23 protein-coding genes, 1 tRNA gene and 3 pseudogenes are annotated in these 26,331 nt (G+C 63.8%); 11 read left to right on the top strand and 16 right to left on the bottom strand.

Annotated elements, in window-relative coordinates; genetic code table 11:
* Window positions 1-120: 120 nt before the first annotated feature.
* The 5 genes and pseudogenes from C4900_RS08735 to C4900_RS17270 form a co-directional block, all read right to left on the bottom strand.
* Window positions 121-1,341, bottom strand: coding sequence for an RNA-guided endonuclease TnpB family protein (locus tag C4900_RS08735; RefSeq protein WP_114282962.1), 1,221 nt, complete (start codon window positions 1,339-1,341; stop codon window positions 121-123).
* A gap of 87 nt (window positions 1,342-1,428) precedes the next feature.
* On the bottom strand, window positions 1,429-2,718 hold the full coding sequence (locus C4900_RS08730; RefSeq protein ID WP_065971546.1) for an HlyD family secretion protein: 1,290 nt from the start codon (window positions 2,716-2,718) through the stop codon (window positions 1,429-1,431).
* Window positions 2,702-4,093, bottom strand: a complete 1,392-nt coding sequence (locus C4900_RS08725; RefSeq protein ID WP_114282961.1) for an efflux transporter outer membrane subunit — start codon at window positions 4,091-4,093, stop codon at window positions 2,702-2,704. Before C4900_RS08725 ends, C4900_RS08730 begins: the two co-directional genes overlap by 17 nt.
* The gene (locus C4900_RS16270) at window positions 4,090-4,452 is read right to left on the bottom strand and encodes a hypothetical protein (RefSeq protein ID WP_211307026.1); all 363 of its coding nucleotides are present in this window, start codon (window positions 4,450-4,452) and stop codon (window positions 4,090-4,092) included. The genes C4900_RS08725 and C4900_RS16270 overlap by 4 nt, the downstream gene beginning before the upstream one ends.
* Window positions 4,453-4,571: 119 nt before the next feature.
* Window positions 4,572-5,543: pseudogene (locus C4900_RS17270) on the bottom strand (MFS transporter); the annotation flags it as partial.
* A 231-nt stretch (window positions 5,544-5,774) separates the two neighbouring features.
* On the opposite strand from C4900_RS17270, the gene C4900_RS08715 reads away from it, so the two are divergent.
* On the top strand, window positions 5,775-6,686 hold the full coding sequence (locus C4900_RS08715; RefSeq protein WP_065968871.1) for a LysR family transcriptional regulator: 912 nt from the start codon (window positions 5,775-5,777) through the stop codon (window positions 6,684-6,686).
* A gap of 46 nt (window positions 6,687-6,732) precedes the next feature.
* On the opposite strand, the gene C4900_RS08710 is transcribed toward C4900_RS08715, so the two are convergent.
* From C4900_RS08710 to C4900_RS08685, 6 genes are all read right to left on the bottom strand, one after another.
* Window positions 6,733-7,110, bottom strand: a complete 378-nt coding sequence (locus C4900_RS08710; RefSeq protein ID WP_065968872.1) for a DsrE family protein — start codon at window positions 7,108-7,110, stop codon at window positions 6,733-6,735.
* Between the two features lie 212 nt (window positions 7,111-7,322).
* Complete coding sequence (locus C4900_RS08705; protein WP_065968873.1) at window positions 7,323-7,532, bottom strand: CopZ family metallochaperone; 210 nt, start codon at window positions 7,530-7,532, stop codon at window positions 7,323-7,325.
* A gap of 60 nt (window positions 7,533-7,592) precedes the next feature.
* A complete protein-coding gene (locus tag C4900_RS08700) occupies window positions 7,593-10,094 on the bottom strand; it encodes a heavy metal translocating P-type ATPase (protein ID WP_114282960.1) in 2,502 nt (833 codons plus the stop codon).
* On the bottom strand, window positions 10,091-10,306 hold the full coding sequence (locus tag C4900_RS16025) for a hypothetical protein (RefSeq protein WP_170132456.1): 216 nt from the start codon (window positions 10,304-10,306) through the stop codon (window positions 10,091-10,093). The genes C4900_RS08700 and C4900_RS16025 overlap by 4 nt, the downstream gene beginning before the upstream one ends.
* The gene (locus C4900_RS17265; RefSeq protein ID WP_211306859.1) at window positions 10,255-10,512 is read right to left on the bottom strand and encodes a MerR family DNA-binding transcriptional regulator; all 258 of its coding nucleotides are present in this window, start codon (window positions 10,510-10,512) and stop codon (window positions 10,255-10,257) included. The genes C4900_RS16025 and C4900_RS17265 overlap by 52 nt, the downstream gene beginning before the upstream one ends.
* A 233-nt stretch (window positions 10,513-10,745) precedes the next feature.
* Window positions 10,746-11,333 (bottom strand): thioredoxin fold domain-containing protein, encoded by a 588-nt coding sequence (locus C4900_RS08685; RefSeq protein WP_065970549.1) that lies wholly within the window; start codon window positions 11,331-11,333, stop codon window positions 10,746-10,748.
* Between the two features lie 257 nt (window positions 11,334-11,590).
* Between C4900_RS08685 and C4900_RS08680 the strand changes: the two genes are divergently transcribed.
* The 9 genes and pseudogenes from C4900_RS08680 (at window position 11,591) to C4900_RS08640 (ending at window position 17,790) form a co-directional block, all read left to right on the top strand.
* The gene (locus C4900_RS08680) at window positions 11,591-12,196 is read left to right on the top strand and encodes a sigma-70 family RNA polymerase sigma factor (RefSeq protein WP_114282957.1); all 606 of its coding nucleotides are present in this window, start codon (window positions 11,591-11,593) and stop codon (window positions 12,194-12,196) included.
* Between the two features lie 84 nt (window positions 12,197-12,280).
* Window positions 12,281-12,647: pseudogene (locus C4900_RS08675) on the top strand (hypothetical protein).
* Window positions 12,644-12,847: a hypothetical protein gene (locus tag C4900_RS08670; protein ID WP_065970545.1), complete on the top strand. Its 204-nt coding sequence runs from the start codon at window positions 12,644-12,646 to the stop codon at window positions 12,845-12,847. The pseudogene C4900_RS08675 and the gene C4900_RS08670 overlap by 4 nt, the downstream one beginning before the upstream one ends.
* Before the next feature lie 2 nt (window positions 12,848-12,849).
* Complete coding sequence (locus C4900_RS08665) at window positions 12,850-13,437, top strand: helix-turn-helix domain-containing protein (RefSeq protein ID WP_211306858.1); 588 nt, start codon at window positions 12,850-12,852, stop codon at window positions 13,435-13,437.
* Window positions 13,438-13,642: 205 nt separating this feature from the next.
* Window positions 13,643-13,903, top strand: coding sequence for an anti-sigma factor family protein (locus C4900_RS16265; RefSeq protein ID WP_211306857.1), 261 nt, complete (start codon window positions 13,643-13,645; stop codon window positions 13,901-13,903).
* A 138-nt stretch (window positions 13,904-14,041) separates the two neighbouring features.
* On the top strand, window positions 14,042-14,284 hold the full coding sequence (locus C4900_RS08655) for a hypothetical protein (protein ID WP_147267168.1): 243 nt from the start codon (window positions 14,042-14,044) through the stop codon (window positions 14,282-14,284).
* Window positions 14,285-14,543: 259 nt separating this feature from the next.
* The gene (locus C4900_RS08650; protein ID WP_065970538.1) at window positions 14,544-15,287 is read left to right on the top strand and encodes a glutathione peroxidase; all 744 of its coding nucleotides are present in this window, start codon (window positions 14,544-14,546) and stop codon (window positions 15,285-15,287) included.
* A gap of 58 nt (window positions 15,288-15,345) precedes the next feature.
* Window positions 15,346-16,695, top strand: coding sequence for a glutathione-disulfide reductase (gorA, locus tag C4900_RS08645; protein ID WP_114283476.1), 1,350 nt, complete (start codon window positions 15,346-15,348; stop codon window positions 16,693-16,695).
* Between the two features lie 114 nt (window positions 16,696-16,809).
* Complete coding sequence (locus C4900_RS08640) at window positions 16,810-17,790, top strand: serine/threonine protein kinase (RefSeq protein WP_083995851.1); 981 nt, start codon at window positions 16,810-16,812, stop codon at window positions 17,788-17,790.
* A gap of 8 nt (window positions 17,791-17,798) precedes the next feature.
* On the opposite strand, the gene C4900_RS08635 is transcribed toward C4900_RS08640, so the two are convergent.
* The 3 genes and pseudogenes from C4900_RS08635 to C4900_RS08625 form a co-directional block, all read right to left on the bottom strand.
* Window positions 17,799-19,295 carry a SpoVR family protein gene (locus C4900_RS08635; RefSeq protein WP_211306856.1) on the bottom strand — a complete coding sequence of 499 codons (1,497 nt, stop codon included), beginning with the start codon at window positions 19,293-19,295 and terminating at the stop codon, window positions 17,799-17,801.
* Window positions 19,288-20,594: pseudogene (locus C4900_RS08630) on the bottom strand (YeaH/YhbH family protein). Before C4900_RS08630 ends, C4900_RS08635 begins: the two are co-directional and overlap by 8 nt.
* A 52-nt stretch (window positions 20,595-20,646) precedes the next feature.
* Complete coding sequence (locus C4900_RS08625; RefSeq protein WP_114282955.1) at window positions 20,647-22,581, bottom strand: PrkA family serine protein kinase; 1,935 nt, start codon at window positions 22,579-22,581, stop codon at window positions 20,647-20,649.
* 944 nt (window positions 22,582-23,525) lie between these two features.
* Here C4900_RS08625 and C4900_RS08620 point away from each other — a divergent pair.
* Complete coding sequence (locus C4900_RS08620) at window positions 23,526-24,683, top strand: MFS transporter (protein WP_170132487.1); 1,158 nt, start codon at window positions 23,526-23,528, stop codon at window positions 24,681-24,683.
* Between the two features lie 309 nt (window positions 24,684-24,992).
* On the opposite strand, the gene C4900_RS08615 is transcribed toward C4900_RS08620, so the two are convergent.
* Window positions 24,993-25,068, bottom strand: a tRNA-Lys gene (locus tag C4900_RS08615).
* Window positions 25,069-25,308: 240 nt separating this feature from the next.
* Window positions 25,309-26,175, bottom strand: coding sequence for a pirin family protein (locus tag C4900_RS08610; RefSeq protein ID WP_233431971.1), 867 nt, complete (start codon window positions 26,173-26,175; stop codon window positions 25,309-25,311).
* Window positions 26,176-26,331: the final 156 nt, after the last annotated feature.

The following is a 26,331-nucleotide window of genomic DNA, read 5'->3' as shown; positions in this document are numbered from 1 at the left end:
GACGGCGCACGCAATCCCAGGGGCCATTGCGGGCCAGCTGGGCCTCGGCACGATCGCCGGACGATCGCCAAGTGCGACCGGTGACTGCTCCCCGGCCTTGAGGCCGGAGCTTCCCACTTCCTAGGCAGCTACCATCCCGATAGGAGATGGGTTTACGCCGCCTCCATGGGCGGAGACCGACAGTCCTGCGGCCTTTAACTGCAAAATGCCCTGATGGCGGATATTGATCGCGGCGTTCACGTCGCGGTCGTGGGTGGTGCCGCAGGCGGCACAGGTCCACGTCCGGTCTTTCAGCGTCAGGGCCGCGTTTTTCGCTCCGCAATGAGAGCAGGTCTTGCTGGAGGGGAAGAAGCGATCGACGCGGATGAGATACCCGCCCCGGGCCTTCAGCTTGGCCTCGAGCTTGGTGACAAGCCCCGACCAGCCGACATCGCTGATGGCGCGGGCAAGCCGCCGGTTTTTCATCATCCCCTTCACGTTCAAGGTCTCGGCGCAGACCGCTTGGTTTTCGTCAGCCAACTGCCGAGACACCTTGTGTTGCCAATCTTCGCGAGCACAGCGTACCCGCTCATGCGCTCGCGCGACTTGTCGCCTATCCTTGGCGATGTGGTTGCCGAAATAGTCCCGCAGATCGGCCACGGGACGACCCGCCGCCGCACACCGGGTCTTGGCGGCCTCGATCTTGCGGGAGAGCGACTGCTGTTTGCGCCGGAGGTTCTTCAGGGACCGGCGCAGGAAGCGGGGGTTGGGGGTCTTGGCGCCGCTGCTGGCAATGACCGCGTCGTTCAACCCGAGATCGATGCCGATGACACGCGTGACAGGCCGCACCGGCTCCGGCAGGGTCTTTCCGTCCTCGGTCAGCACCGCCGCGTAATACTTGCCGGTCGCAGACCGTGAGACCGTGACGGTCTTGATGGCGCCTGCGATCTCCCGGTGGACCACGGCCTTCACCCAGCCGACCTTGGGGAGAAAGACCTTATCGCCCTCGACCTTCACCCGCTGGGGATAGGCGTAAGACTGACGTGGCGCATGCTTTTTCTTGAACTTGGGAAAGCCGGCGCGATGGGCAAAGAAGTTCGTATAGGCCCGATCCAGATGACGCAACGTCATCTGCAAGGCCTGGGAGTCGGCCTCCTTCAGCCAAGGATAGTCTCTGGCCTTCCACACCGGCAGCATCGTAATCAGGGTATGGATGGAGAGCGACTCCCGCCGCTCCCTCCACGCCACCTTCTTCACATCCAGGGCCTTGTTCCAGACGAAGCGCACACACCCCAGCTGCCGCGCGATGAGGTCTTGCTGTGCGACATTAGGATAGAGGCGGATTTTTGTGGCGTGGAACATGACGGGAATTATAGCCGATACACGACAGATGCGCCTTATATCCCCGCCCTGAATGGCGGGGTTTTACGGCGCTGAGGATAATCGATTCTAGCGGATTTGGCGGGCGCCATGAACAGGCGCTACGCGTGGCCTGCGCGCAGGCACGGCCTGAACGGCAGACGCCGCCTGCCCCCGACTTGCGCGCCCATCGCCCGTCGCCGCCTTCATGCCGGCCGGGTGCTTGCCGGACCGCGCCAGGATGTGGGCCGCAAGCGCCTGCGCGCGACGTAGCTCCTGCCGATAGATGCGCGTCTGGTCATGGCTACCGGCGCGAGTCGTCAAGGGCATCAACAACGACCGTCCGCGCTGGTGGGCACGCACGCGCACCGTCATCGAAAGCCCCGGCCGCAAGGGATGGGCCGCCAACTGCGACGACCTGAGGCCGATGCGCACCGGGACGCGCTCCACGATATGGATGTAATTACCCGTGGCGTTGTCTGGCGGAAGGATGCTAAACGCGCTGCCCGCGCCCGGCGCAAGCCCCAGGACCACGCCGCGATACACGACGCCCGAGCCGTAGTAGGCGCTCGTAAGCCGGACACGGTCACCGGGGCGCACATCGCGCATATGGGTCTCCTTGATGTTCGCCACTACCCAGAGGTCATCGAGCGGCACGATAGTAAAAAGCCGCTGCCCGGCATGGATCTCAGTACCAGGATACACGGTGCGCTGCCCGATAAAACCCGATACCGGGGCGCGAATCACACGCCTCTGCCAGGCTAGATCCGCGACCTCGAGGCGCGCGATTGCGACTCGCACGAGTGGGTTATTGGCCACGGTCGTGTCGCGTACCAGCGCGCGGGCACCATCCCATTGTGCGCGCGTCTCGCCGATCTCGGCGTTCAAGGCGCGAATGCGCAGTTGCGTGTCGTCGACGCGCATGGCCGAGACCGCGCCTGCGCTCAATGATCGCTGATAACGCGCGAGATCGTGCATGAGCCGTGCACGATCCCACTCCAAGGCCTGCCTACGCCAGCGCAAGGCGCGGGCGCGCGCAAACAGGGCGCGTACATGGCGTGCCGCACTCCCCAACGCGGCCCGCGCGCGTCTCAAGGCCAGATGGCTCCTGTCAGCCTGTAGCAGCGCCAACCGCTCACCCTTGTGCACGAACTGGGTACGCCGCACAAAGACCTCGGCTGCGGTCCCTGTCACCTGCGCATCGACGGGCACGAGGTCGCCTGTCACATAGGCGTCGTCGGTGCCCGCATAAAACCGCGCATAGAGCACCCAATACAAAAACAGGCCGAGCACAACCAACACGATCAGCGCCACGGCCCAACGCACGCGCGCGCCGCGCGTCCCCAGGGCATGCGCCTTGCCCTCAATCGCCCTGCCCATCGATCGTCTCCTCTATCCGCGCCCACGTCGCCGCCCGCGCCGCGCGTAATGCCACCTGACGGGCCCGCTCCTGCCACCAAGCGCTATCGGCCTGCAGCAGTGGTGCGCGGTTCGTAAGCCCCGCGCGAAACGCCTGTTGCGCGCGCGCCTCCAGCCGTTGCGCGGCCCGCAAGGCCTGCGCCTGGGTCACGAGATCATCGCGCTCCCCCTGCAGGCGCGCCACGCCGTCTGCGACCTCGCGTACTGCCGCCACGAGCGTCCCCTGATATTGGGCGCGCGCCGCCACAAACGTCGCCTCCTGTCTGGCAAGGCGTGCGCGCAAGGTGCCACCTTCGAAGATCGGCAAGGTGACGGTCGGACCGATGGCGCGTGCCAGGTTCACGGGATCAAAGAGATCGCGCAACGAAATGCTGTTCCATCCCGCGAAAAACGCCAGATTGACGTCCGGATAGAATGCCGCTCGCGCCGCGCCTACACGCGCCGCGGCCACCGCCACCAACCGGCGCACGGCGACCACATCCGGCCGGCGCGCGACCAGCGCCAACGGGATGCGTGACGGCAACGGCAACCGCCCCCGGGCCGGCAAGGCGCCAAGCACCACCGCCCGCGCGAATGCAGGCCCGCGACCCGCCAAGGCCCCCAGGCTGTTACGCAGACGCACGAGCGCCGTCGCGGCCTCACGATAGCGCCGCGACACGACATCGAGCCGCTCCTCATCTGCGTATACCGTTCGTGTACCGCTCAGGCCATCGCGCCGGCGAAGACGCGCGAGGACCAGCAGACGGCGGGCATCGCGACGCACGGCTCGCCAATAAGTCCGCTCCATGCGCGCCGCTTCGGCGGCGAAATAGGTGCGCACGATCTGTGTGGTCACAATGAGGCGCGCCTCGGCGCGATCGGCAGCGGCCGCCTGGACCTCACCAAAGGTCGCACGCACTTCCTCATCAATGCGCCCAAATTGCGTGATATGGAGGCGCGCGATGAGGGGATCGACCTCGCCATACAAGACGCTTTGGCCATTGGCCGAGGCGTGGAGCCCGTCTTGCGAAAAGTGTTCGGCGCTCAAACTGCCGGCAGCCGAGACATGCAGATGCCGGCCGCCACGCTGCTTACGCCACGCAGCAACCGCCGCATGTACCCGCGCATCGGCCACGGCGAGCGATGGGTTGCCGCGCAGCGCCGCCGCCACCAGCGCATCGAGCGGTCGGCTGCCGACCGCCCGCCACCATAGCGGCGGCGTGGCCGCGCCCACATGCCCCACGGGCACGACGCCATGTGGCCGCCACGACATCACGGCCGGCCGCGGCCTGGGCGGCAACGGCGCGCACGAGGCAAGCGCCAGCCCGATCGGGATAATGAGGCCTTTCGACTTCATGGCTCGACGAGTTCCTGGGCGGCGAGCCGTACCGGGGCGTCGCGTTCGGCGAACAGCACCGGGCGCGCCACAAGGCAGAGCCCCGCGAGCGCCACAAAGCCCCACATCGCGATATAAAAGACCTCGCCCAAGGCAAGCTCCCCGGCCGCCTTGTCGAGGGCCTGCGCCACCACGGCATGGGCAACACGCGGCGCAAGCCCGTGATCGGCCAGCAACCCCAGAAGCACGGCGACATGTCGGCGTGCGCCGACATCCGCCTCGACGAGAAAGTGCCGGTGCACGATATCGCGCACCTCCCAAAGAATCGCAAACAGCGGCACGCCGAAGGCCTGTCCCGATACGCGCGACAGATTGAGCACGGCACTCGCCTGCCATTCGGCGGCCCCCGCGAGACCCGACAGGCCAATCGCGGCGAACGGGGGAACAGACCACCAAGGAAGATCCCAGCGGCCACCTGCGGCCAGAGCAGGGCCTCGAACGAGGCGCTGCGATTGTATGACGACACAAAGTCGCAAGTCGCGGCGATCCCAAGCAGCGCGACAAACCCGATGAGCCGCGGATCGACACGAGTCATCCAGCGGTGGGTAAAGACCGAGGCAAGCTTCGAGAAAATGGCCATGGGAAGGATCAGCAAACCCACCCACAGCGGGCTATAGCCGAGCGTCACCTCGTACTGGACGACGTAGATGGCCATGAGCCCCTGAAACAGTAGGGCGGTCGCAAATAGCCCGAGTGCCCCGATCGCGAAGTTCCAACGCCGAAACAACCGGACATCGACTAGAGGGATAGTGCACCGCCACTCCCAGACGGCGAACGCAATCCCGGCAGCGACACTTACGAACGCCAGCGCCTCGACCCTGGGCGATCGCCAAAAATCGCCGACCTCGGCAAGATCGAGCGCCCAAAGCCCTCCGGCCAACGCGACCACGAGCAGCACTAGGCCGCCCCAATCCATCGGCTCTGCGACCAATCCACTCTCGCGATGAAACAACACGACGGTACATAACAACGCCACCGCCAGGGCCACCGGGACATTGAGAATGAACAGTGCGCGAAACCCAGCCTCATGAATCAAGAGACCGCCCAGGGTTGGTCCGAGCGTAAACGGCATGAGCGCGGCGATGCCCCAGAGAACGAGGCCCAGATGTCGCTGCTCGGGACGATAATGGCGCAGCATGGCGCGAAACGACAAGGGTACGGTCACGCCCCCGGAAAAGCCCTGAGCCCCGCGGGCCAGCAGAAACACCCAGAAATGCGCGGTGCTGGCGCATACTGCCGACGACAACGCGAACACGAGAAATGCCCCGACCAGGGTATGGACCTCGCCGAAACGCCCCGCGAGTCTCGGCGCGATCGGAAAGGCAAGGGCCATGGCGATAAAGAAATTGGCCTGGGTCCAGTCCCCAAAGGTTGGTGCGCGCCCAAACGCCCCGGCGGCATAGGGTATCATCGGCAGATAGGCACCGGTATTGAAGAGCACCAGGAAATGACCGATACCCAATGTGAGATTCAAGACCAGGAAACGGAATGGATCCAAGGGTGGCGGTCCTGCACCTGCCATCGCCGCCGGCCTGTCCTCTTGACTTGCCACCCCATCCGCCCCCTTACAGTGCGCGCATTGTAAGGATCATGCCGTCGCTGCTCAAATCGGTTATATTGACATCATGTATCGGAAAACCCGATGGATATAGACGCCGATCAGCTCTTGACCTTTCTCGTCGTCGCCGAACAGGGGAGCCTCACCGCAGCCGGGCACATCTTGCATCGCGGCCAACCCGCGATCTCCGAGCGCCTCCAAAAGCTCAGTGCTCAAGTCGGCGAACCCCTCTATCGGCGCGAGGGGCGCGGCATTCGTCTGACGCCGGCCGGCAAGGCCCTGCTGGAGCCCTCGCGCAAGGTGCGCGCGGCGCTCGACGACGCCGCCCAGACGATCGTACGCCGCCGGCGCCTACAGGGGGCGGCGTTGCGAATCGCCGCCACCCCCACACTCGCCCACTATTTCCTGCCAAGACGCGTGGCGGCCTTCCAGCGCCGCCATAGTGATGTGCTCGTACACTTAAAAGGGAGTATTACCGATGGGCGCCAGACCGCCTACGGGGACTGGGACCTGCTGTTTTTGGAAGGCCACCTCGACCGCCGGCATCTCCCGCCCCACTACATCGTGCGCTCCTGGCATAAGGAGTCGATCGCCTGCGTGGTGGCCCCCGGTCATCCCCTGCTGGGTGCGACACGTGTCACCTGGTCCGATGTCCTCCGGTACCCCATGATCTGGCGCGATGATGGCCCGGGGGTGCGCGAGACCCTCGTGGCCGAGCTCGCCGCGCACGGCCTAGACGCGCCGTTCCGACTTGAAGTCGGCAGCGTAGACGCCGTCATCGCGGCGGTCATGGCCGGCACCGGCATAGGCTTTGTGGCCCAAAGCATTGTCGCCCAGCGTCCTGATTGGCCCATCGAGGTCCTCACCTTGCCAGATCGCGCCGCGCTTCATTGGACACTCTATGTCGCAGCGCCCGAAGCCCCTTACCAATCGCCAGCGGTCCGTTCGTTCCTCGCGCTCTTGCTGGCGGATGTGACGCCTGACAATACCCCTTAAACACCCATGGGTTCTCGCCGCACCGGAGGGCCCGGTTGCGTCGCACCTACCAGGTCAGGACTCTCCCGGCTGTGGCCAACGATGGCAGCGCCGCGCTCGGGCTCAAGAGCGGCATCTCCCGCGATAGATCGGCCGCCGTCATATGATTCAATTCGAGCGACTGCGCGCAGCCTATGATGCGCACCCCGTTGTCTTCAGCGAGCTTCATGAAGTCCGCGACGCTCTTGCCACCAGGCAGCGGAAACAAATTCTCCGCCACGCCCTTCTTCAAAAGCTCGGTGGCGGGACCCGTGAAATACATGAGAACGTTCTGCTCGCCGGCGGCGGCCGTCGATGCCAAGAAGAACGCCGACGGCAGTCGCTTTGGGTTCTCCGGTCCGGTTATCAGGATAATGACAAGATCCAGTGTCTCGTTGTCAGCCATAACACCTCCTTTCAAAAGATCCACGACTCATTCATCCGATCTCGTGGCTCACAAGGCCAAGGGTTCGCGATCATGCCAGAACGCGGCCCCGACCGGTCGTCGATACCCCTCGCCCAGCCCCATCATAAATCGGCGCCACAGCCACCCGCGTCGACCCAAAGCACCGGGCCCCGGTCGCGGGCCTATGCGGCCATGCACCGTCGCAACCAGACTCACGTTCGCACCACCTCGGCGTGATACCCTTCCCCCTCCACCGCCTCGATCAGCCGCTCGACCGGCGCACTGCCTTTAACCACTCCTTCCTCGCGTTCGAGGTTCACCTGCGCGGACTCGACACCGGCCACGCCTTGCAAGGCCTTGGTGACCGCTGCCACGCAATGACCGCATGTCATGCCGGTGATACGCAAAGTCGTGATGCTCATCTCGTGCTCCTGTTCGGTTTATGGATCCATGGGACGCGGTCGCCCCTATATCGCCTGGATTCACGGTCGCCGCGCCGCGGGTGTCAGCCTGGGCGCCTCGTTCCCGGAATCATCGTGCCATAACGGCGCCCGGAAACGCCGCAGACGCAGGCTGTTTGTCAGTACGAAGACGCTCGAGAAGCCCATGGCAAGGCCCGCAAGCATTGGGTTCAGCCGAATCCCAAAGGCCGGATCGAACACCCCGGCGGCCAGCGGGATCAGCAGGACATTGTAAAAGAAGGCCCAAAACAGATTACCGCGTATCGTACCCAATGTACGCCGCGACAAGTCGATGGCCGTAACCACGGCCCCGAGTTCACCTTTCACGGTCACATCGGCCGCTTCCATGGCGACATCGGTACCACTTGCCATCGCGATCCCGACATCGGCCTGTGCCAGTGCCGGGGCATCGTTCAGACCATCGCCGATAAACGCCACCTTGTGTCCTTGATCCTGCAGGGCGCGTACGGCCTGCGCCTTGTCGCCCGGCAAGACCTCCGCGCGGTGGCTCGTAATCCCAAGGACATGCGCCACTCGCGCCACCGCCGCCGCAGAATCGCCCGAGATCATCACCACCGCAAGTCCCCGTCCCTGCAAGGCCTGCACAGCTTGGCGTGCCTGCGGTCGCAGGGCATCGGCGACCGCGATCAGCCCGCGCACCTCGTCTCCGTGAGCGGCAAATATCACCGTCTTGCCGGCGGCCTCGAGATCGCGTGCGGCACCCTCCCAATCCGCGGCCGCAAGGCCTGCCTCGGCCAGCAGCCGGCGAGTGCCGATCCATGCGTGTCGACTCTCGACCTCGGCGGTCACCCCATATCCCGGCCGCGCCTCGAACCCCGAGACCGGGACCGGGGTCACGCCCCCCTCCTGTGCGGCGCGTACGATGGCCTGCGCCAATGGGTGTTCACTACCGGCCTCGACGCCGGCGGCAAGCGCCAGCAGCTGCGCGCGGCTCACGTCCCTCGTCACGACATCGGTCACCGTGGGCCGCCCCCGCGTCAGGGTTCCAGTCTTGTCAAAAACCACGGTATCGACGTGGCTCAAGGCCTCAAGGGCCTCGCCTCGACGATAGAGCACCCCCAATTCCGCCGCGCGCCCAGTGCCGACCATCACGGCCGCCGGTGTGGCAAGCCCCATGGCACACGGGCATGCTACCACCAGTACCGCCACCGCGCTCACGAGCGCTGTCGTAAGCCCGCCCGCACCCCCCCAAATCCACCACAGCGCAAACGTCACGGCGGCCGCCAACAGAACCAGCGGCGTAAAGACCCGCACCACTTGGTCGGCCACGCCCTGAATCGGCAGCTTCGAGCCCTGCGCGCGCGCTACCAGACGGATGATCTGTGCCAAGACCGTGTCCGCGCCTATACCGGTGGCCTCGACCTCCAGCACCCCGTATTGATTGATCGTGCCCCCGGTCACCCGATCTCCGGGACGCTTGGCCACCGGCACGGGCTCGCCGCTTAGCATCGATTCATCGACGTAGCTCTGTCCGGTGCGCACCAGGCCATCCACCGGGACATGCTCGCCTGGGCGCACCCGTACGACCTCGCCGACGTTGAGATCGGCGATCGCCACCTCCTCATCGGCACCGTCACGGACCCGGCGCACGGTCTTGGCCTGTAGGCCCGCAAGCCGCTTGATCGCAGCTCCCATGCGGCCCTTGGCGAGCTCCTCCAAGTACTTGCCGAGCAGGATCACCGTCACGATCACCGCTGCCGAATCGAAATAGAGATGGCGCGCCGTGGCCGGGAAACCCTGCGGCCAGACGAGCACCAGCAGGCTGTAGGCAAACGCCGCCCCGGTCCCGGTCATGATCAGGCTGTTCATGTCCGGCGAGAGGTGCCGATAGGCGATCCAACCCGGGCGGAAGAACCGGCGCCCGGGACCGAACAGGACTACGGCAGTCAGCGCCGCAACCAGCCACGACCACACGCCGGTGGGCGCAAGCTGCACCAGCATCCGTCCGAATGCCGGCGCGAATACCGGTCCCATCGCCAAGACCACGACCGGCACAGTCAAAAATGCCGCGCGTTCGACATCGCGACGCATGCGCGCCGCGGCCTCATCTTGCGCCTCCCGGGGCTCGTCTTCGTCGGCCGCCGGTCCGGCGAGCGGCTCGTAGCCGGTAGCCCGAATGGCCGCACGCACTGTGGCTTCATCCAGGGCCCCCACGAGATAATGGACGTGGGCGGCTTCGGTGGCGAGATTGACATTCGCCTCGATCACGCCTGGCAGGGCCTGCAGGGCGCGCTCCACGCGCCCGGCGCAGGAGGCGCAGGTCATGCCCCCTACCCCGATGTCGATGTCCGCCATGACCGGATCGTAGCCGCGCGCGTGGACGGCCTCGGCAAGGGCTGCGGGCGTCGTCGTGGACGGGTCATAGATGACCGTGGCGCGCTCGGTCGCGAGATTCACTATCGCCGATTCAACCCCTGGCAAGGCCTTCAAGGCCCGCTCCACGCGCGTCACACATGACGCGCACGTCATGCCGGCGACAGCGAACTCGATCTCGCGGCTCATGGCGCCACCCCGTCGGCCGCGGCGGCATTCAAGGCCGCCGGGATCGGGCATTCCATGGCCGGGCCTTGGCCCCGACGACGCCCGTTCAGGCGCTCCAAACCCTGCTTTATGCGCTCGCGGCCGAGAAGGCGCCGATCGCTATCACGCAGCGTCGCGCGCGTCAGATACCAGACATCGGCGGCGCGTGTCCCGCGGCCCCCCAAGACTGCCACGAAGCCGCGACCTCAGCGCACGCACAGCCGAGCCCCGGGGCGCATCGCATGAAACACCGCCACCGCACGTGCTCGTCACGATACATTCGGTATCCGCCACCGCTGCCGCCGGTCGGCTGGATGAGGCCAAGGGCATCGTAGCAACGCAACGCCCTCGCACCCAGACCCATGCCCGCCCGCTTCGCCAACACCCCGATCGTCACCATTGCCTATCCTCCGATCGAAGAGTTTACACCCTGCGGTAGACGATAAGGTCAAGCGGTCGGCGCGATGCACTGCCGCCGGCCTCGGAACCTCCTGGGAGAGGCGGAATCGCCTTTCGGAGAGTCGCCAAAATACGCCGTTGGCTAACGCTCGCTCGCCGTCTCTGTGGCACCGCCGGCCTCGGCGAGTTCAGCGCTGCCAGACCGCACCGGCGAACGCGCGCCTTACTCCGCATTCACCGGATGGCGTGGATCGTCCAGAGCAAGCCATGCGGTGCCAGCGGTACGCCTTGATGCATGACTATCCGGCCCGCAACGTTTCGATAGAGGAGCGTTGGTACGAGTTCGGGACCGGTCATGGCCAGCAAACGATTGTTGACAGCCAGGGCGTGTGCCGCCGGCCCTCGCACTGGCACAGGCCGGATCCCCCCATCATCCTTCCCGGGCGCGAAATCGCGCTCGTTGCGCATGAGCGCCGCAAGCGGTCGGTGCGCACCGAGGATCGCCACCGCCTTGCCGGCGCTGGTGGCACGCAAGAACCCGGCCACGATCCAGTGCACCGTCAAATGGTGTGGTCCGATCAAGGGCTGCAAACGCTCGAATAGCCGATGACAGAACGGACAATTAGGATCTACGAAGACATAGAGCTGATGCACGCCGTGCCCTTCGGGAATGGCATACCTATCATGCTGCACGGCCCGCAGGACCGCCTGCGGACTCGCGGGGCCGAACGCCTCAGCCGCGTGCGCGGGACAGAACATCAGCGACGCCACCAGGGCTGCCAACCGCGCGACAGACCCCCGCCACGATCTACCCCACCCCATTGGTTGCCACCCGATTCTTGTCATGAACACGTTGCCCTCAGAAAAAACGCCCGGCACACCGCACCCGTGAGGGCATCCCGGTCGCCGCAAACGCGCATACGGCCAGGCCCCGCGACGCGGGAACCGGTAAACGCCCTGCCCCCGCACCTTGCACCCACGGGTTTAGTCGCCTCGCCCCCGCAATCCTTACGCGCGACCCGCGCAATGGGCGGCCGGTCGCGCTTCAGACGGGCTGGGCGCTCGCCTATACTGTCAACATGGGAGACAAATGGGAAGTCGACCGGCGCCGCGCCGCCGTCGAGCGCTGGCTTATCGTGCATGGCGACGCCCTGTACCGTTACGCCTTCCTACAACTGCGCCATCGGGAATCGGCGGAGGATGCCGTCCAGGAGACATTGCTTGGGGCCCTGCGTAGCACTCACCCACCCGATGGTCGGGCGAGCGAGAAGACTTGGCTGTTCGCCATCCTAAAGCACAAACTGGCTGACCATGCGCGCGCCTGCCGACGTTCGCCCCTTGATCAATGCATCGAACCTGGCAACCAAAACGATGCCGACATGAATATCGAGGATATCGTTTTTTGCGATAATGGACGCTGGCGCGAGCAGGCGTCATGGGGTGACCCGGTAAGTCACGGCGAGGCGCAAGCGTTTTGGCGCCACTTGAACGCCTGTCTGTGGACGCTCCCGGGAAACCAGGCGGAGGTATTCGTGCTACGCGAGGTCGAAGGACTCTCCTTGCAAGACATTTGTCAGATCACCGGCGTATCAACGACTAACGCCTATGTGCTGCTCCATAGGGCGCGGCTCGCCCTGCGACGATGTCTCACAAATGCCGGCTTCGGCCCCGACAGTGACTCGTAAACCGGTCGCAGCCTAGGCCTTGGCGCCTTTTCTGAGGCCAGACTCTGGTACCGCATAGAGCGCTCGATAATGTATTATAAGCCAATGGAAAGCCCTATAGCACAGGCAAGGCGGCTAGATGTGTCCGTCAAGACCTTGCAACGCTGGGAGCGTGAAGGGCGGCTGATCCCAATGGCGCGAACGGATGGACGAGACCGGGCGGCACGAGATCAAGACACCGATCCTTGCGCACCTCGACCGGCCGACGCACTTTGGGTTCGGGCGGTTTGCGCATTACGCGAAATCGAACGGCTGTGAGGTGCTGGTGCTCAACCGGGCAAACTTATCACCTGAACTGGAGATCGTGCGGGACTTGATGACCATAGCGCATGGTTTCCCATCCCGCCTGCATGGACTGAGGAACTATCAAAAAAACGCTAGACAAAGCATTGAAGAAGGAGGTGGCGCATGAGCTACCGAATCGAGTCTCACTACCTGCTAACGAGTGACTGGCTTGCGAAGGGCGCGTTCACGGCGCACTTTGAGAACAAAGCGACCGCAATAACCACGGCAATCGAAGGCGTTGACGATCCCAAGGAACAAGAAGTTCGTGTAGTCTGCGTCGAGACCGGTGCAGTGGTCTGGCGTTCGACGCAAGCAGAGTACGAGTAGTCATGCCACTGACCCACAAAATCGCCCTTGGTCCGAGTCCTGCGCAAGCCGACTACTTCAAGCGTGCCTTCGGTACGGCCCGGCGCGTCTGGAATTGGGCATTGGACGAATGGAACAGACAATACGCGGCCGGTCGCAACCCGAACGCGATGGCGTTGAAAAGGCCGTTCAACGCCATCAAATACACCGACCCGCAGTGGCAGGACGAGAACGGGCAATCGTGGTTGCGCGGCATCCACCGGGACGCGCACACGCAGCCCTTCGCGCATCTGACCAAGGCCTGGAACCGGTTCGTCGCCGACCTCAAGGCCGGCAGACCGGCGCACGAACCGAAGTTCAAGAAAAAGGGCTGTTGCCGCGACAGCTTCAACGCCGCGCTGAATAGGAAACGGCTGGCAACCGCAACAGCCCTACCCCTGGTGAGTCCGTCCGGCAACGGCGGCGCTGCATCAGGAATGCTCCTGTTACCGCCGGAAACGTCACGCCTGCCAGACACGAATGTGGCCCGCAAGGCACGTCGGGGCAGGAAAAGAACCACGCGCACCTTCGCGCACATGATTGATAGCAGAATCCGATGTCACCTTTTCTGACCCCGCCAGAGACCGGCACGAGCACCGGCGCCTGCGTCCCCCGGCGTTTTCTGGCAAGACCTCCCCTAGGCGCCGACCACCCCTTAAGCGGCCTGGCCGTCGATCCCGCGCCCAGACCCTTCGGCCCGCGATGCCGGCGGCAACCGCTACCGCCCCGTACCGTGACGCCCGCAGCCGTAATCGCCGATCGGCTCGCGAGACGTCCATGAACCTGATGCTCGGCTGTCGTCAGGTCGCGCGCAACATCTCGCGGGCGCGTGACGAGGATCTCAAGGGTTGGGCCCGCATGGCCACGCGCCTCCATTTATTTCTCTGTCCCCCATGCCGGGCCTATGCGCGCGATATCGCAGCCCTCCATCATCGGATCGGCTCGACCGTGCCGGATGATCCCGAACAGCGCCTGTCCGGCGATGCGCGCAAACGCGTTCGCGAGGCCGCAGACGACAAGGGCGGCAGGCCTTCATGAACCCACAAGCACCACTGGCCGATCTTGCGGCACACGCGGGATGGGCGAGTGGACCGCAAGCGAGACGACCAAAGGCCGATGATGCCGGCCACGGTATCCGGCATGCTGGGGCCTTACTCACGGACGCTGGAGGGGTATATGCGCATCGAGAGAACCGATCCTGTCACCGGCAAGACCTTGACGCCCACCGATGGGCAGCCCTATGTGGTCGAGGGCGAGGGCGCCGACGCACTCATGATTTACTTCGAGTCCGAAGAGACCAAGCGTCAATACCAAGGCATAGGGGCCGAGCGCCCGGAACGTGACCTCCACCACACGCTCGACAATCCCGCGCCGCTCCCGGGCGACGAACCCAACGGCATCCCCCAACAACGCGGTTGAGCCGACCCATCCCACGGATTGCCCGCTAAACCCAGAGGGTTGTTCATTACCCGGAGCGCGGATCCGGCACGCGCCTTTGTGGCAGGTGCCGGAAGCCGAGCTCTCTGCTAAGCTTTGGCACAGGGGCGTGTGCCAGACAGCACGGCATCGCGCCGAAGGCCGCGGTCGGAGGGCATCCGGACGATATCGCATCGCCGGTAGCGAGCGCGCGCGAGACAAGATCGCGCGCACCATGCGCATGCCGACAACAAGGAGGCTTATGTCACATCCCAATCGTGAGGGACAACGGGTTCCCGCAGTGATCTTCAAAACCCGCGCCGGTGGTGACTGGAAGGACACCCACACTAACGACCTGTTCGCGGGAAAGACGGTGGTGGTGTTTGCGCTGCCGGGGGCCTACACGCCGACCTGTTCTTCAAGTCATGTCCCGCGCTACAACGAGCTCGCCCCGGTCTTCAAGGCCAACGGCGTCGATGCCGTGGTATGCCTGTCGGTGAACGATGCCTTCGTCATGGAGGCCTGGGCCAAAGATCAGAACGCCGAAAATCTTCTTTTCATCCCCGATGGCAACGGTGAATTCGCAGCCGGCATGGGCATGCTGGTCGACAAGTCGGACCTCGGTTTCGGCAAGCGCTCCTGGCGCTACTCGATGCTTGTCAAAGACGGCGTCATCGTCAAAATGTTCATAGAACCGGACCGGCCCGGAGACCCCTTCGAGGTCTCGGACGCCGATACCATGCTCCGCTACATAAACCCCCAGGCGAAAGAGCCCGAGTTCGTCACGATCTTCACGCGCGAGGGCTGCCCGCACTGCTTTCGCGCCAAGGCCATGCTGAAGGAGCGCGGCATCGCCTTCGAGGAAATCCGCACCGGCCAGGGAACCGGCGTGAGCTCGCGGACCCTGCGCGCCACCACCGGCCGCTCCACGGTGCCGCAGGTCTTCATCGGCGGCCGCCACATCGGCGGGGCCGACGACCTCGCGCGCTATCTGGGTCTTGCGTGACACGCGAGACCAGTATTACCACGAACGCGTGGCCCGGGGGTCTGAGCCGGGGTCGGCCATGACCGAACACTATGATCTGCTGATTCTGGGCGGGGGCAGCGGCGGCATCGCCACCGCCAATCGTGCGGCCGCCCATGGGGCACGCTGTGCCCTGATTGAAAAGGGACCGCTGGGCGGCGCCTGCGTCAACGTCGGGTGCGTACCAAAGAAGCTTTTTTGGAATGCCGCGCATATGCACCAGTGCGCGCAAACGGCACGAGATTACGGCTTTGCCCCGCTGCTGGGCGACTTCGACTGGGCGGCGCACAAGCGCGCCCGCGATACCTACATCGCGCGGTTGAATAGCCGCTACCACGCGGGGCTCGCCGACAACGGCGTGACCGTGATCGCCGGACACGGACGGTTTGTCGATCCCCGGACGATCGAAGTCGACGGCGGCCGCTACCAAGCCGACCACATCGTCGTGGCGACCGGGAGCCGTCCGCTGGTTCCCGAGGTACCGGGGGCCGCTTGGGGCCTCACATCCGACGACTTCTTCGCGCTCGCCGCAAGACCACGCAAGGTCGCGGTCGTGGGCGCGGGCTATATCGCCGTGGAGCTCGCCTCGCTGTTGAGGGCACTCGGCAGCGAGGTGTCGCTCGTCATGCGCGGCGTCCACCTCCTGGCCACCTTCGATCCCATGCTCCGCGAGGGTCTCACGGACGCCCTGACCACCGCCGGTATCAATCTGCTGCCCCAGCGCCACGTCGCCGGCATCGATAAGGCCGACGACACGCTAAGCCTCCGCTATAAAGACGGCGAGACCCTCTGCGGCCTCGATACCGTGCTCTGGGCAGTAGGGCGTATCCCCAACACCGACGCCCTCGGGCTCGACAAGGCCGGCATCACGCCGGCTGACAACGGGATCATCGCAACCGATCCCTTTCAGAATACGGCCGTGCCCGGCCTCTACGCGATCGGCGACCTCACCGGTCGCGCGGCCCTCACACCGGTCGCGATTGCCGCCGGCCGGCGGCTTGCCGACCGCCTGTTCGGCGGCCAGCCGGACCGGCGTCTCGACTATGACCTCATTCCTACGGTGGTGTTCAGCCATCCCCCGATTGGAAGCGTGGGGTTGACCGAACCCGAGGCCCGCGACCGCCATGGCCCGGATGCGGTCAAGGTCTACCGCACACGGTTTGCGCCCATGACCCAGGCATTCAGCAAGGAACCGCATCGTACCGCCATGAAGCTCGTGACGGTCGGTCGCGAGGAGCGCGTCGTGGGCCTGCACATCATCGGCGAGGCCGCAGACGAGATGCTGCAGGGCTTTGCGGTGGCCATCAAGATGGGGGCCACCAAAAAGGACCTGGACGATACGCTCGCCATTCACCCGACGAGCGCCGAGGAACTCGTCACCATGCGCTAACCCGCGTCTGTCGGGCCTTAGGCCCCGCGCCCATGACCGCCGGCTCACCCAACGGCCGGCGGCGGCGATCGCCGGTCTCGCGCGCTATACTAGGTTATGCCATACGATCGCGACGTGACCTCCACCACCCCCTATGCCGACCTTACGCCGGAACTCATCCTGAGCGCCGCCGAGACCGTCGGTCTTGCCCCCACAGGGGGTTTTCAGGCGCTCGCCAGTTACGAAAACCGCGTCTACAAGATCGAGACCGAGGACGTCCCGTGGGCGGTCAAATTCTACCGTCCCAACCGCTGGACGGACACCGCGATCGCAGAAGAGCATGGCTTTCTGCAGGAGCTCGTGGACGCGGAGATCCCGGCCGTGGCGCCCCTTGCACGCGACGGCGAGACATTGTTTCATGCCGGATCCTACCGATTTGCCGTGTTTCCCTGGCGGCCCGGACGCGCCGGCTGCGTCGAGACCCCGAGCGAGCGCCAGACCCTCGGCCGCCACCTCGGGCGGCTGCATCTCATCGGCGCCGGCCGGTTCACGGCGCGACCGACCCTCGACGTGGCATCGTTCGTGGATCCCGCCATAACCACCCTCGCCGACTGCCCGTTTCTACCCGCCGATCTGCGGCCAGCGTTTTTGGCCACCACCGCCCGGCTACGCGCCTTGGTGGCGGCGGCATTTGCCGATGTCGGCGCCCCCCACCTGCGATTGCATGGCGACTGTCATGCCGGCAACGTCTTGACCAACGACTCCGGCCTCACGCTGGTCGATTTCGACGACTGCCTGAACGGGCCCGCGATCCAAGATCTGTGGATGCTGCTACCTGGAGACCAGACCGAGCAGGAGGAGGCGCTTGCTGCGCTCCTTCAGGGTTACGAACTATTCCGCGACTTCGATCCGGCGCAGTTGCGTCTGATAGAACCCTTGCGCACCGCTCGACTCCTGCACTACAACGCCTGGCTCGCGCGCCGCTGGCAAGACCCGGCGTTCCCGCGCGCCTTCCCGTGGTTCGCCGAAGACCGCCACTTCCGTGAACTCATGGGTCTGCTGGCGACACAAGAACAACGTCTCGACGCCCCGCCCATTCTCCGACGCGCGCCCTGAGGTCCCGCTCAAGCGCCCGCGGCCTTGGCCCGCGCTATCATGACCACGTCGCCTGCGTCCAGATGCACATCGTAGCCCCATAATCGCGCGATATGATCGAGTGTTTTCTTGGCCTCGACCTGATCCAGGGGGTATTCGTCCATCTTCTTTAAATGCAAGTGGCGGTCGCCCCAGCGGTTGACCGCCACGACCTCGATATCGGCCGAACGTGCGCTCTCGGCAATCTGGCGAGCCAGGGCGCTGCGCAGATACTGATAACCCTGATCGTCGTGCACGGCCGTCACCCGATAGGCCTCGGCCTGCGGGTCGTTCTCCAGGGCAAAGAGGTGCAGGTCGCGCATCACCTTGGGTGACAGGTATTGCAAGATGAAGCTTTCGTCACGAAATTCTCGCATCGCAAAATGGATATGCTTGCGCCAGTCGGGATCTCCGGCGAACGCGAACCACTCGCGATCCTCATTCGTGGGGTTCACGCATATGCGCTTTATGTCCTGAAATATCGCAAATCCCAAAGCGTACGGGTTTATACCGCTATAGCGGCGGCTGTCGAAGTCCGGCTGGAAGATCACCGCCGTGTGGCTTGCGTAGAACTCGAGCAGCGCGCCATCTCCGATGAGTCCCATGGCATGCAGACTGTGCATGACGTGATAATGCACAAAGCATGCAAAGCCTTCGTTCATGATCTTCGTCTGACCCTGCGGGTAAAGGTACTGGGCGATCTTGCGCACGATGCGCAGAATTTCGCGCTTCCAGGTCTCAAGGTTGGGCGCGTTCTTCTCGATAAAATAAATGAGATTCTCCTGCGGGTCCTTGGGGAAGCGCTCCTCGGGCACGGCCACCGCCGCCTCTGCCGCACCAGGGAGCGTGCGCCAGATCTCCGAGAGATGCTGCTCTATGAACGCCGCGCGCTCACGCCGGCGCCGCTGCTCATCACGTGTCGAGAGCTTTTGGGGACGCCGCGCCCTGTCGACACCGTTGCGGTTCAATGCATGAGCGGCATCTATCACCTCCGACACCGCGTCGATCCCGTACTGTTCCTCGCAGTGGGCAATATAGGTCTTACCGAACTCCAGATAATCCAATATGCCTTCGGCGTCCGTCCATTGCTGAAAGAACGTATTGTTCTTGAAAAATGCGTTGTGGCCAAAGGCCGCATGGGCGATTACCAAGGTCTGCATCACCATGGTGTTCTCTTCCATGAGATAGCTGATGCATGGGTTGCTATTGATGACAAGCTCATAAGCAAGCCCCATCTCGCCGCGTCGATACTGTCCGGTCTCGATTGCCCGCTGCTTACCGAAGGACCAGTGCGGGTAATACATGGGCAGGCCGGTAGAGGCATAGGCATCGAGCATCTGCTCGGCGGTAATGACCTCGATCTGATTTGGATAGGTATCGAGAGCCAGTTCCCGCTCCGCGATCTCCGCGATCCGTTCCGTGACGGTTGCTATGCGTTCGAACGTCCATTCATTGTCCGTGAACAACATCGCCTCCCGGTCAGCCATGCGCAGTCCCCTGTCTTGGTGAAAAGAGCGAGCGGAACAACGGGTAGATGTCCTCGGTATGGCGAGCGCGCGCGGTCATGAGTTCGGGAAACTCCTGAGACATGCCCTTATAGAGCCTAAGGAGCGCGCTCTCCTGATCCTGGTTGACCTCCAGATAGAACATATTGCGCAACTGCGGCAGGAGCCCGAGCGCGCGCTCCTGCACGAGGCGGTTATCATCCTGGGCGTTGTCGCCATCCGAGGCCTGCGCCAGATAGACATTCCAGTGTTCCGGGGGAACCTCTGGACCATGATATCCTCGACCAATGCCAAAGCCGGCGATACCAGCGTACCTCCCCCTTCCTTGGCGCCGAAAAACTCCTGCTCGGTACACTCGCTCGCCTCGCCATGATGCTTTATGAAGACGATCTCGACGGCACGATACTGGCGATGGATGAAAAGATACAGCAGCAGGAAAAAACGCTTGGCCAGATCTTTCTCGATGTCACCCATACTGCCTGACACATCCATGACGCAAAAGATCACGGCGCTCGTGATCGGCTGCGGCTGCTGATCGATATGCGCGAAACGCAGATCGGACTCGTCTATGAACGGTATCGCCTTGATCTTGCGTTCCAGGACCTTCATCTCGTCTTGGATCTCGGCCAACCGGAAACGCTCTATGCTCGTGTCCTCGCCACAACCCTGGCGCACACGGATCTCCTCCTCAAGCGTCTCGGCTTGCCTTGAAAGCGCCTCGAGTTCCTGTTTCTTGCGCGCGCGTAGCGCCATCCGCCGGGCCCGGGCGGTACGCATCGTCCGCCCGATGTGCATGCGCGACGGGCTGCCTTCCTTCACGAACCCGGCCCGCCGCCATTGCTCGACTTGAATGTCCTCGGCGCGCGTCTGCCGCAGGTTGGGGAGTTCGAGACCATCGAACAGAACCGACAGGAACTCATCGGCTGACAGCACGATGGCGATCTCATCGTCGCCGAGACCCTCGGACGCACCCGGACCGCCATCACCCCCACCATCACCGCCGCGCGGCTTTGGTATCAGATCGCCCCGCCTGAACTGCTTGTTGCCGGGCAACACCTGCTCCCAGGCGGCATCGCGCATGTCGCGCCGAAAGCTCGGCTCGTGCAGATCTTTTGTCGGAATGGCGATCGGCTGTTCCGTGTCGAGCATGTCGCCAAGAGACCGGCGGCGCGCGAGCTTCTCCACAGCCGCCTTCACGCGCCCGCGTACACGTCGCTGCAAGCGGTCCTGGTTGGCACTGGAGCGCGTCCCCAAATTGCGCCGATCTATGATCACGCTCATGGAAACCCCTCCCGCGAAACGACGCGCCTACGCATCGGCCCGCCATTTCCCATCAATGATGCTTCCGATAACGCATATACCAATCGACAAGCAAGCGCACCTGTTTTTCGGTATAACCCTTTTCCTGCATGCGCACAACGAAATCATGATGCTTGCGCTCGTCTTCCGAGGTCCGCTTCTTGCCAAACGAGATCACTGGCAGCAGATCCTCGGTATTCGCAAACATCTTCTTCTCGATCACGACCCTAAGCTTCTCATAGCTCGTCCACGCCGGGCTCTTGCCGCCGTTATTGGCCTTCGCGCGCAGCACGAAATTCACCACCTCGTTGCGAAAGTCCTTGGGATTGGCAATCCCCGCGGGCTTCTCGATCTTCTCCAGATCCTCGTTCAGCAACGTCCGGTTCATGATCTGACCGGTGTCGGGATCCCGGAATTCGGTATCCTGCAGCCAGAAATCGGCATATTGGATGTAGCGATCGAACAGGTTCTGTCCGTAGTCACCATAGCTCTCAAGATAGGCCTTTTGGATCTCAAGCCCCAGGAATTCCGCGTAGCGTGAGGCGAGCTCGTCTTTCAAGAACCCGAGATACCGGGCCTCGACGTCCGGGGGAAACTGTTCGGCGCGGACCTGCGTCTCCAGGACATGCAGCAGATGCACGGGATTCGCCGCCACCTCCTCGCTGTCATAGTTGAAGGTACGCGACAGGATCTTGTAGGCGAAGCGGGTGGAGATGCCATCCATGCCCTCGTCCACCCCCGCCACGTCACGGTACTCCTGGAGGCTTTTCGCTTGCTGGTCGCGATCCTTCAAGGTCTTGCCGTCATAGATCTCCATCTTCGACCACAGGCTGCTGTTGCCCGGGTCCTTCAGGCGACTCAACACCGAAAACCGCGCCAACATCTCGAGCGTATCGGTGGCGCATGGGGCCTGGCTCAGCGCGCTATTTTCGAGAAGTTTGCGGTATATGCGTGTCTCCTCGGTCACGCGCAGGCAATAGGGAACCTTGACGATGAACACCCGATCGAGAAAGGCCTCGTTCCGTTTGTTGTTGCGAAACGCCGCCCACTCCGACTCGTTGCTGTGGGCGAGGATGATCCCCTGGTAGGGCATGGCGCCGAAGCCCTCGGTCCCGTTGTATGTGCCCTCCTGGGTCGCGGTCAAAAGCGGATGGAGCATCTTGATGGGGGCCTTGAACATTTCCACGAACTCAAGCACGCCCTGCGTGGTCACATTCAGGCCGCCGGCGTACGAGTACGCGTCGGGATCATCCTGGGAAAAGTCCTCGAGCTTGCGGATATCGACCTTGCCCACGAGGCTTGCGATATCCTGGTTGTTTTCATCGCCAGGCTCGACCTTGGTAATCCCGATCTGATGCAGTTGTGAGGGCATGAGACGTACAACCGAGAACCGCCGGATGTCCCCGTCGAATTCCCGCAGGCGCTTTGCCGCCCAGGGAGACATGACGCCCTGAATGGCGCGACGCGGAATACCGTAGCGCTCCTCAAGAATCGCACCGTCCTCTTCGGGGTCGAATAGTCCGAGTGGTGATTCGTAGAGAGGCGACACACGACCGTTGGATGCCAGGCAATAGATAGGATATTGCTCCATCAGCGCCTTCAAGCGCTCGGCCAGCGATGATTTCGCGGCGCCTACCGGGCCCAAGAGATAGAGGATCTGTTTGCGTTCCTCGAGGCCCTGGGCGGCATGACGAAAATACGCCACGAGGTTCTCAACGACATCCTCGATTCCATAAAAATCTTCGAATGCCGGATAAGTCAGAATCTTCCGATTCATGAAGATGCGCGCTAGGCGCAGGTCGGACTGGGTGTCGACGACCCGCGGTTCGCCGATCGCCGCCAGCATGCGTTCGGCGGCGGAGGCGTAGGCCAGCGGGTCCTTGGCGCACAGCTTGAGATACTCATCAAGCGTCATCGTCACTTCCCGCTGTTGCCTGAATCGTTCTTGATACCGGTCAAATAGCGCCATAATCCACCCCTCACCATCTCTCGTGCGTATCTCGCATCCTGCACCACGGCTGCGCGCCGGCTGCCCCTGCGCGGCGCGTCCCGCCGCCGCGACCCCTTCGCCCGTTCACTTTAGGGCCTATGCCTCCCCATTTCATCGCCAATACGCCCGACTCATGCTCGATAACGATCATACGTCATACCACGAACACCGCGCCGCCTTCCCTTGCCTATCGCGCCGACGCGCCCTACAAGCTTAGACGCGGATTGCGCCAAGTAACGTCCCCTGCGCGCGGTTTTCGATAAGCGGTCACGCCGTACCCAGCCCTCAATCATTGCCACACGCCTACGCCACGGTCTTGCCTGCCGGTTGGATGCGACCGGGACGTAATTTGTTCCGCGTCCCGAATGCCTCGAATATCGCCCTGCGACCGGCGCGCCTGCGCCTCGGCCTGATACCAAGCAGCAAAGTTCATGCCGTTTTGCACCATGCCGTGCCTACAGTGCGGTTGTGCACAGGCCTCATCGAGATAATCTACAGCGACCGCGACCGCACCACTATCCGACGCCGCCTGCGCCCTTGCGACCGCCCGGGGTTCCATCGAAGGTCCGGGAGATCGCGGATCTTCCGCGAATAGTCAGCCCACACGAGCCATGCCCCGACCGGATAAGGGGCCAGTAAGCCGTACCCGGGCGGGGGAGAGGCTTCAGGCCGCGCGTCACGGCGGCGCCCGCCGCGGCGCCCAAGACGCGACCACCCGACCCTCTACTTTACTTCTTCTTGGGATTTCGCCGCCGCCATGTCATCATGGCGCCCCCCTTGGGGACAGCCCCAGGTGTCCGGGCCTACGAAAGAGGCACCGTGTCGCCCGGCGTACGCCAGCGGACGCTTGGGGCGTCACCACCCATGATGGGTACAAGGGCCTACTGTCATCGTTCTTCCCGTCTTCACGGAGAGGTCTGTACATGTCGATCGTGTCTGCTCGCCCCTCGTCTGCCGATACCCGCGCCGGACGATCGCCGGTCACACCCCTGCTCGGGCTTGCGTGGCTACACTTCCTGAACGACGGCGCCGCGAATTTCCTGCCCGGCATCCTTCCGGCCATCCTTGTGGGCCTGCATACCGGGGCCGCATCGGCCTCCGGTATCATGGCCGCGCTCTTAATCGGCCAGGGGCTGCAGCCGTTTGCCGGCTGGCTTTCGGACCGCCTCGGTGGCAAGGCCCTCGTCATTTTCGGCGTGAGCGGCACGACCCTCGGTCTCATCCTTGTCGGCCACAGCCATAGCCTGCCAACCCTGCTCGCATCGCTTGCCTTGATCGGGGTATCCAACGCCCTGTTTCATCCGCAGTCGCTTGCCCTGGCACGCAGTCTTGCAAAGAAGCGCCACGGCGCCATCATGTCAGTGTTCCTCGTGGGCGGCGAGCTCGGCCGTGGGCTTTACCCCCTGGTCGCAAGTCTCGCGGTCGCGCACTTCACCACCTCCGGTCTGTGGATCGTGGCACTGCCGGCGATCATGAGCATACCGCTCATAGCACCCCTGCTCCCACCGCTCGCGCCCCGTGCCGCGAATGCCGCGCCGGTGCACTGGCGCCTGCACGCCCGGCCGGCCACAACCCTGATTGCCTACGCCGCGTTGCGCTCGTTCGGCCTCTACGCCCTGGTCACCTTCCTGCCCATCGCCTGGCAGCATGACGGCGGTTCACTCGTCGGCGGCGCGTCGCTGATCACCGTTTTGCTGGTCGTAGGCGTCATCGGCAACGTAAGCGGCGGACTGATCGCCGACCGGTTGGGGCGTCGCATCGTGCTCGTCGGGTCGAGCCTATTGAGCGCCGCGCTCGTTGCCACCTACCTTATGAGCTCGGGATGGATCGTATGGCTGATTCTGGGCCTCCTGGGGATCGCCATATTCAGCGCGCTCCCGGTCTCGGTCCTCGTCGGCCAAGACGTCTTCCCGGAAAATCGCAGCCTGGGTTCGGGAATCGCGCTCGGTCTCGGAAACAGCCTAGGTGCGCTTCTCCTACTTGGCTTTGGCGTCGCCACATCGGCCTTTGGCGTCCCCAAGGCCCTCTGGATCCTGCCGCCCGTGGCGCTCATGTGCGCCTTTCTCGCCGCGCGCCTCTAAAACTCATGCGGGCGGCGCGCGCCGACGCGGATATGACCATGACAAGCCCCTGGCGAGCGGGCCACACGGACAGGACTTGGCCGCTTCACCACAACCCGGCATGATAGAAGCCGCAGGCGCCTTTCCCGACCACCCATACCTCGAAGGTCTCGCGCCAGGCACGAAGCGCCACGCCAGCATGGGATCGCACCACCTCGCATCGTGATCGGAGGCACGGCATGCGCGCCATCGGCGACCTTATTCATCGAGACGAGAGCACCGATTCCTTACGGAAGGACGGTGGTGGAAGCCCGTAAGTCTTGGATTTTATGGTGGGCCGTCCAGGGCTCGAACCTGGGACCACCTGATTAAGAGTCAGCTGCTCTACCAACTGAGCTAACGGCCCATGTGAAGCGCAGTATAAAGCCCTTTTGATGGGTGACAAATCGGTCCTGCAACAGCCTGCGATAGTGCGCGCGGCGGCACCACCGCCCCCCCCACTCTCTCACCCCCATCCCCCGACCACATCCCAACACGCGGCTCATCCATCGAGGCCGTTCGAGACGTGTACCCGGCCCACGGCGCGCCCTAAGACGCACCTTCCCTCATGCCCAGGCCGCGCCATAGGGTTTTCCGAGGGCACCCTTCAGGCGAAGCGTCCCTCGCGCAGGTCCTGCACGGCCGCAGCGATCTCTTCGCGCGTATTCATGACGAATGGGCCATATTGCACGATAGGTTCGCGCAAAGGGTGGCCCGCTACCAGGAATACGCGCGCCTCCTCGTGCGCGCTCACGATCACCCCATCGGCCGCCGGGTCGTCGTCCAATACCGCGAGCGCCTCCATCGTCAGCGCCTCCCCTGCGATCGATGCCTGCCCTGCATAGAGGACGACAAATGCGTGATCGCCCGGGGCAAGCGGTTGTGACCAGGAAACACCCGCCGGCAACTGCAGATTCAGGATGAGCGGCTCGGTGACAGGACGTTGCATGGCCCCCGCCACACCCCTCGCTGCCCCCGCGAGCACGATGGCGCGCGCGCCGTCGGGGGCATGGGCGCACGGCAGGTCCGCGGCCGCAAAGTCACGATACCAAGGGCTCGTCATTTTGTCGCGCGCCGGGAGATTCAGCCATAACTGGAAGCCGGCCATGCGTCCCGCTTCCTGTTCAGGCATCTCCGAATGCACCACACCGCTCCCGGCCACCATCCACTGCATGCCTCCGGTCGTAAGCAACCCCTCATGACCGGCATTGTCGCGGTGACGCATACGGCCCTCGAGCATATACGTTATGGTCTCGAAACCGCGGTGCGGGTGATCCGGGAATCCGGCTATATAATCAGCGGCATCATTACTACTGAAAAAATCGAGCATCAAAAAAGGATCGAGACGTTTCTGAAGTCCTTGCGTCAAGAGCCGCGTAAGGCGCACTCCGGCACCATCACGGGTGGCCTCCCCCTGATGCATGCGCTCGATACGGCGTGAACGCTTGACCTCAATCATGTTGCCCCTATCCATAGATCCCTCCATACCTTGGCGTCGACCCTCGCAAGGCCTCTACGAACACCCATGGGCCGCCAACAAATTATAGTACCGCCCGCGCTCGATCGCTGTATTCCGGCTTTTGTGAACCGTTCTCGCCGTAATCGGCCGCGCGCATGCGTCCTACGAATC

Origin of the sequence: Acidiferrobacter thiooxydans, assembly GCF_003333315.1 — a bacterium.
In the GTDB taxonomy this organism is placed as follows: Bacteria; Pseudomonadota; Gammaproteobacteria; order Acidiferrobacterales; family Acidiferrobacteraceae; genus Acidiferrobacter; species Acidiferrobacter thiooxydans.
Note: the sequence above shows the minus strand (reverse complement) of the source record. Positions and strands in the feature narration are given on the sequence as shown.

Bases quoted from the DNA above. Each gene is read 5' to 3' on its own strand.
- gorA (WP_114283476.1), top strand. From the start codon at position 15,346: ATGACCGAACACTATGATCTGCTGATTCTGGGCGGGGGCAGCGGCGGC.
- C4900_RS08635 (WP_211306856.1), bottom strand. From the start codon at position 19,295: ATGGCTGACCGGGAGGCGATGTTGTTCACGGACAATGAATGGACGTTC.
- C4900_RS17265 (WP_211306859.1), bottom strand. From the start codon at position 10,512: ATGGTGACGATCGGGGTGTTGGCGAAGCGGGCGGGCATGGGTCTGGGT.
- C4900_RS08705 (WP_065968873.1), bottom strand. From the start codon at position 7,532: ATGAGCATCACGACTTTGCGTATCACCGGCATGACATGCGGTCATTGC.
- C4900_RS08735 (WP_114282962.1), bottom strand. From the start codon at position 1,341: ATGTTCCACGCCACAAAAATCCGCCTCTATCCTAATGTCGCACAGCAA.
- C4900_RS08665 (WP_211306858.1), top strand. From the start codon at position 12,850: ATGCCACTGACCCACAAAATCGCCCTTGGTCCGAGTCCTGCGCAAGCC.
- C4900_RS08725 (WP_114282961.1), bottom strand. From the start codon at position 4,093: ATGAAGTCGAAAGGCCTCATTATCCCGATCGGGCTGGCGCTTGCCTCG.
- C4900_RS08700 (WP_114282960.1), bottom strand. From the start codon at position 10,094: ATGAGCCGCGAGATCGAGTTCGCTGTCGCCGGCATGACGTGCGCGTCA.
- C4900_RS08715 (WP_065968871.1), top strand. From the start codon at position 5,775: ATGGATATAGACGCCGATCAGCTCTTGACCTTTCTCGTCGTCGCCGAA.
- C4900_RS08670 (WP_065970545.1), top strand. From the start codon at position 12,644: ATGAGCTACCGAATCGAGTCTCACTACCTGCTAACGAGTGACTGGCTT.
- C4900_RS08730 (WP_065971546.1), bottom strand. From the start codon at position 2,718: ATGGGCAGGGCGATTGAGGGCAAGGCGCATGCCCTGGGGACGCGCGGC.
- C4900_RS08650 (WP_065970538.1), top strand. From the start codon at position 14,544: ATGTCACATCCCAATCGTGAGGGACAACGGGTTCCCGCAGTGATCTTC.
- C4900_RS16265 (WP_211306857.1), top strand. From the start codon at position 13,643: ATGAACCTGATGCTCGGCTGTCGTCAGGTCGCGCGCAACATCTCGCGG.
- C4900_RS08685 (WP_065970549.1), bottom strand. From the start codon at position 11,333: ATGGGGTGGGGTAGATCGTGGCGGGGGTCTGTCGCGCGGTTGGCAGCC.
- C4900_RS08710 (WP_065968872.1), bottom strand. From the start codon at position 7,110: ATGGCTGACAACGAGACACTGGATCTTGTCATTATCCTGATAACCGGA.
- C4900_RS08655 (WP_147267168.1), top strand. From the start codon at position 14,042: ATGCGCATCGAGAGAACCGATCCTGTCACCGGCAAGACCTTGACGCCC.
- C4900_RS08620 (WP_170132487.1), top strand. From the start codon at position 23,526: ATGTCGATCGTGTCTGCTCGCCCCTCGTCTGCCGATACCCGCGCCGGA.
- C4900_RS08680 (WP_114282957.1), top strand. From the start codon at position 11,591: ATGGGAGACAAATGGGAAGTCGACCGGCGCCGCGCCGCCGTCGAGCGC.
- C4900_RS08610 (WP_233431971.1), bottom strand. From the start codon at position 26,175: ATGGATAGGGGCAACATGATTGAGGTCAAGCGTTCACGCCGTATCGAG.
- C4900_RS08625 (WP_114282955.1), bottom strand. From the start codon at position 22,581: ATGGCGCTATTTGACCGGTATCAAGAACGATTCAGGCAACAGCGGGAA.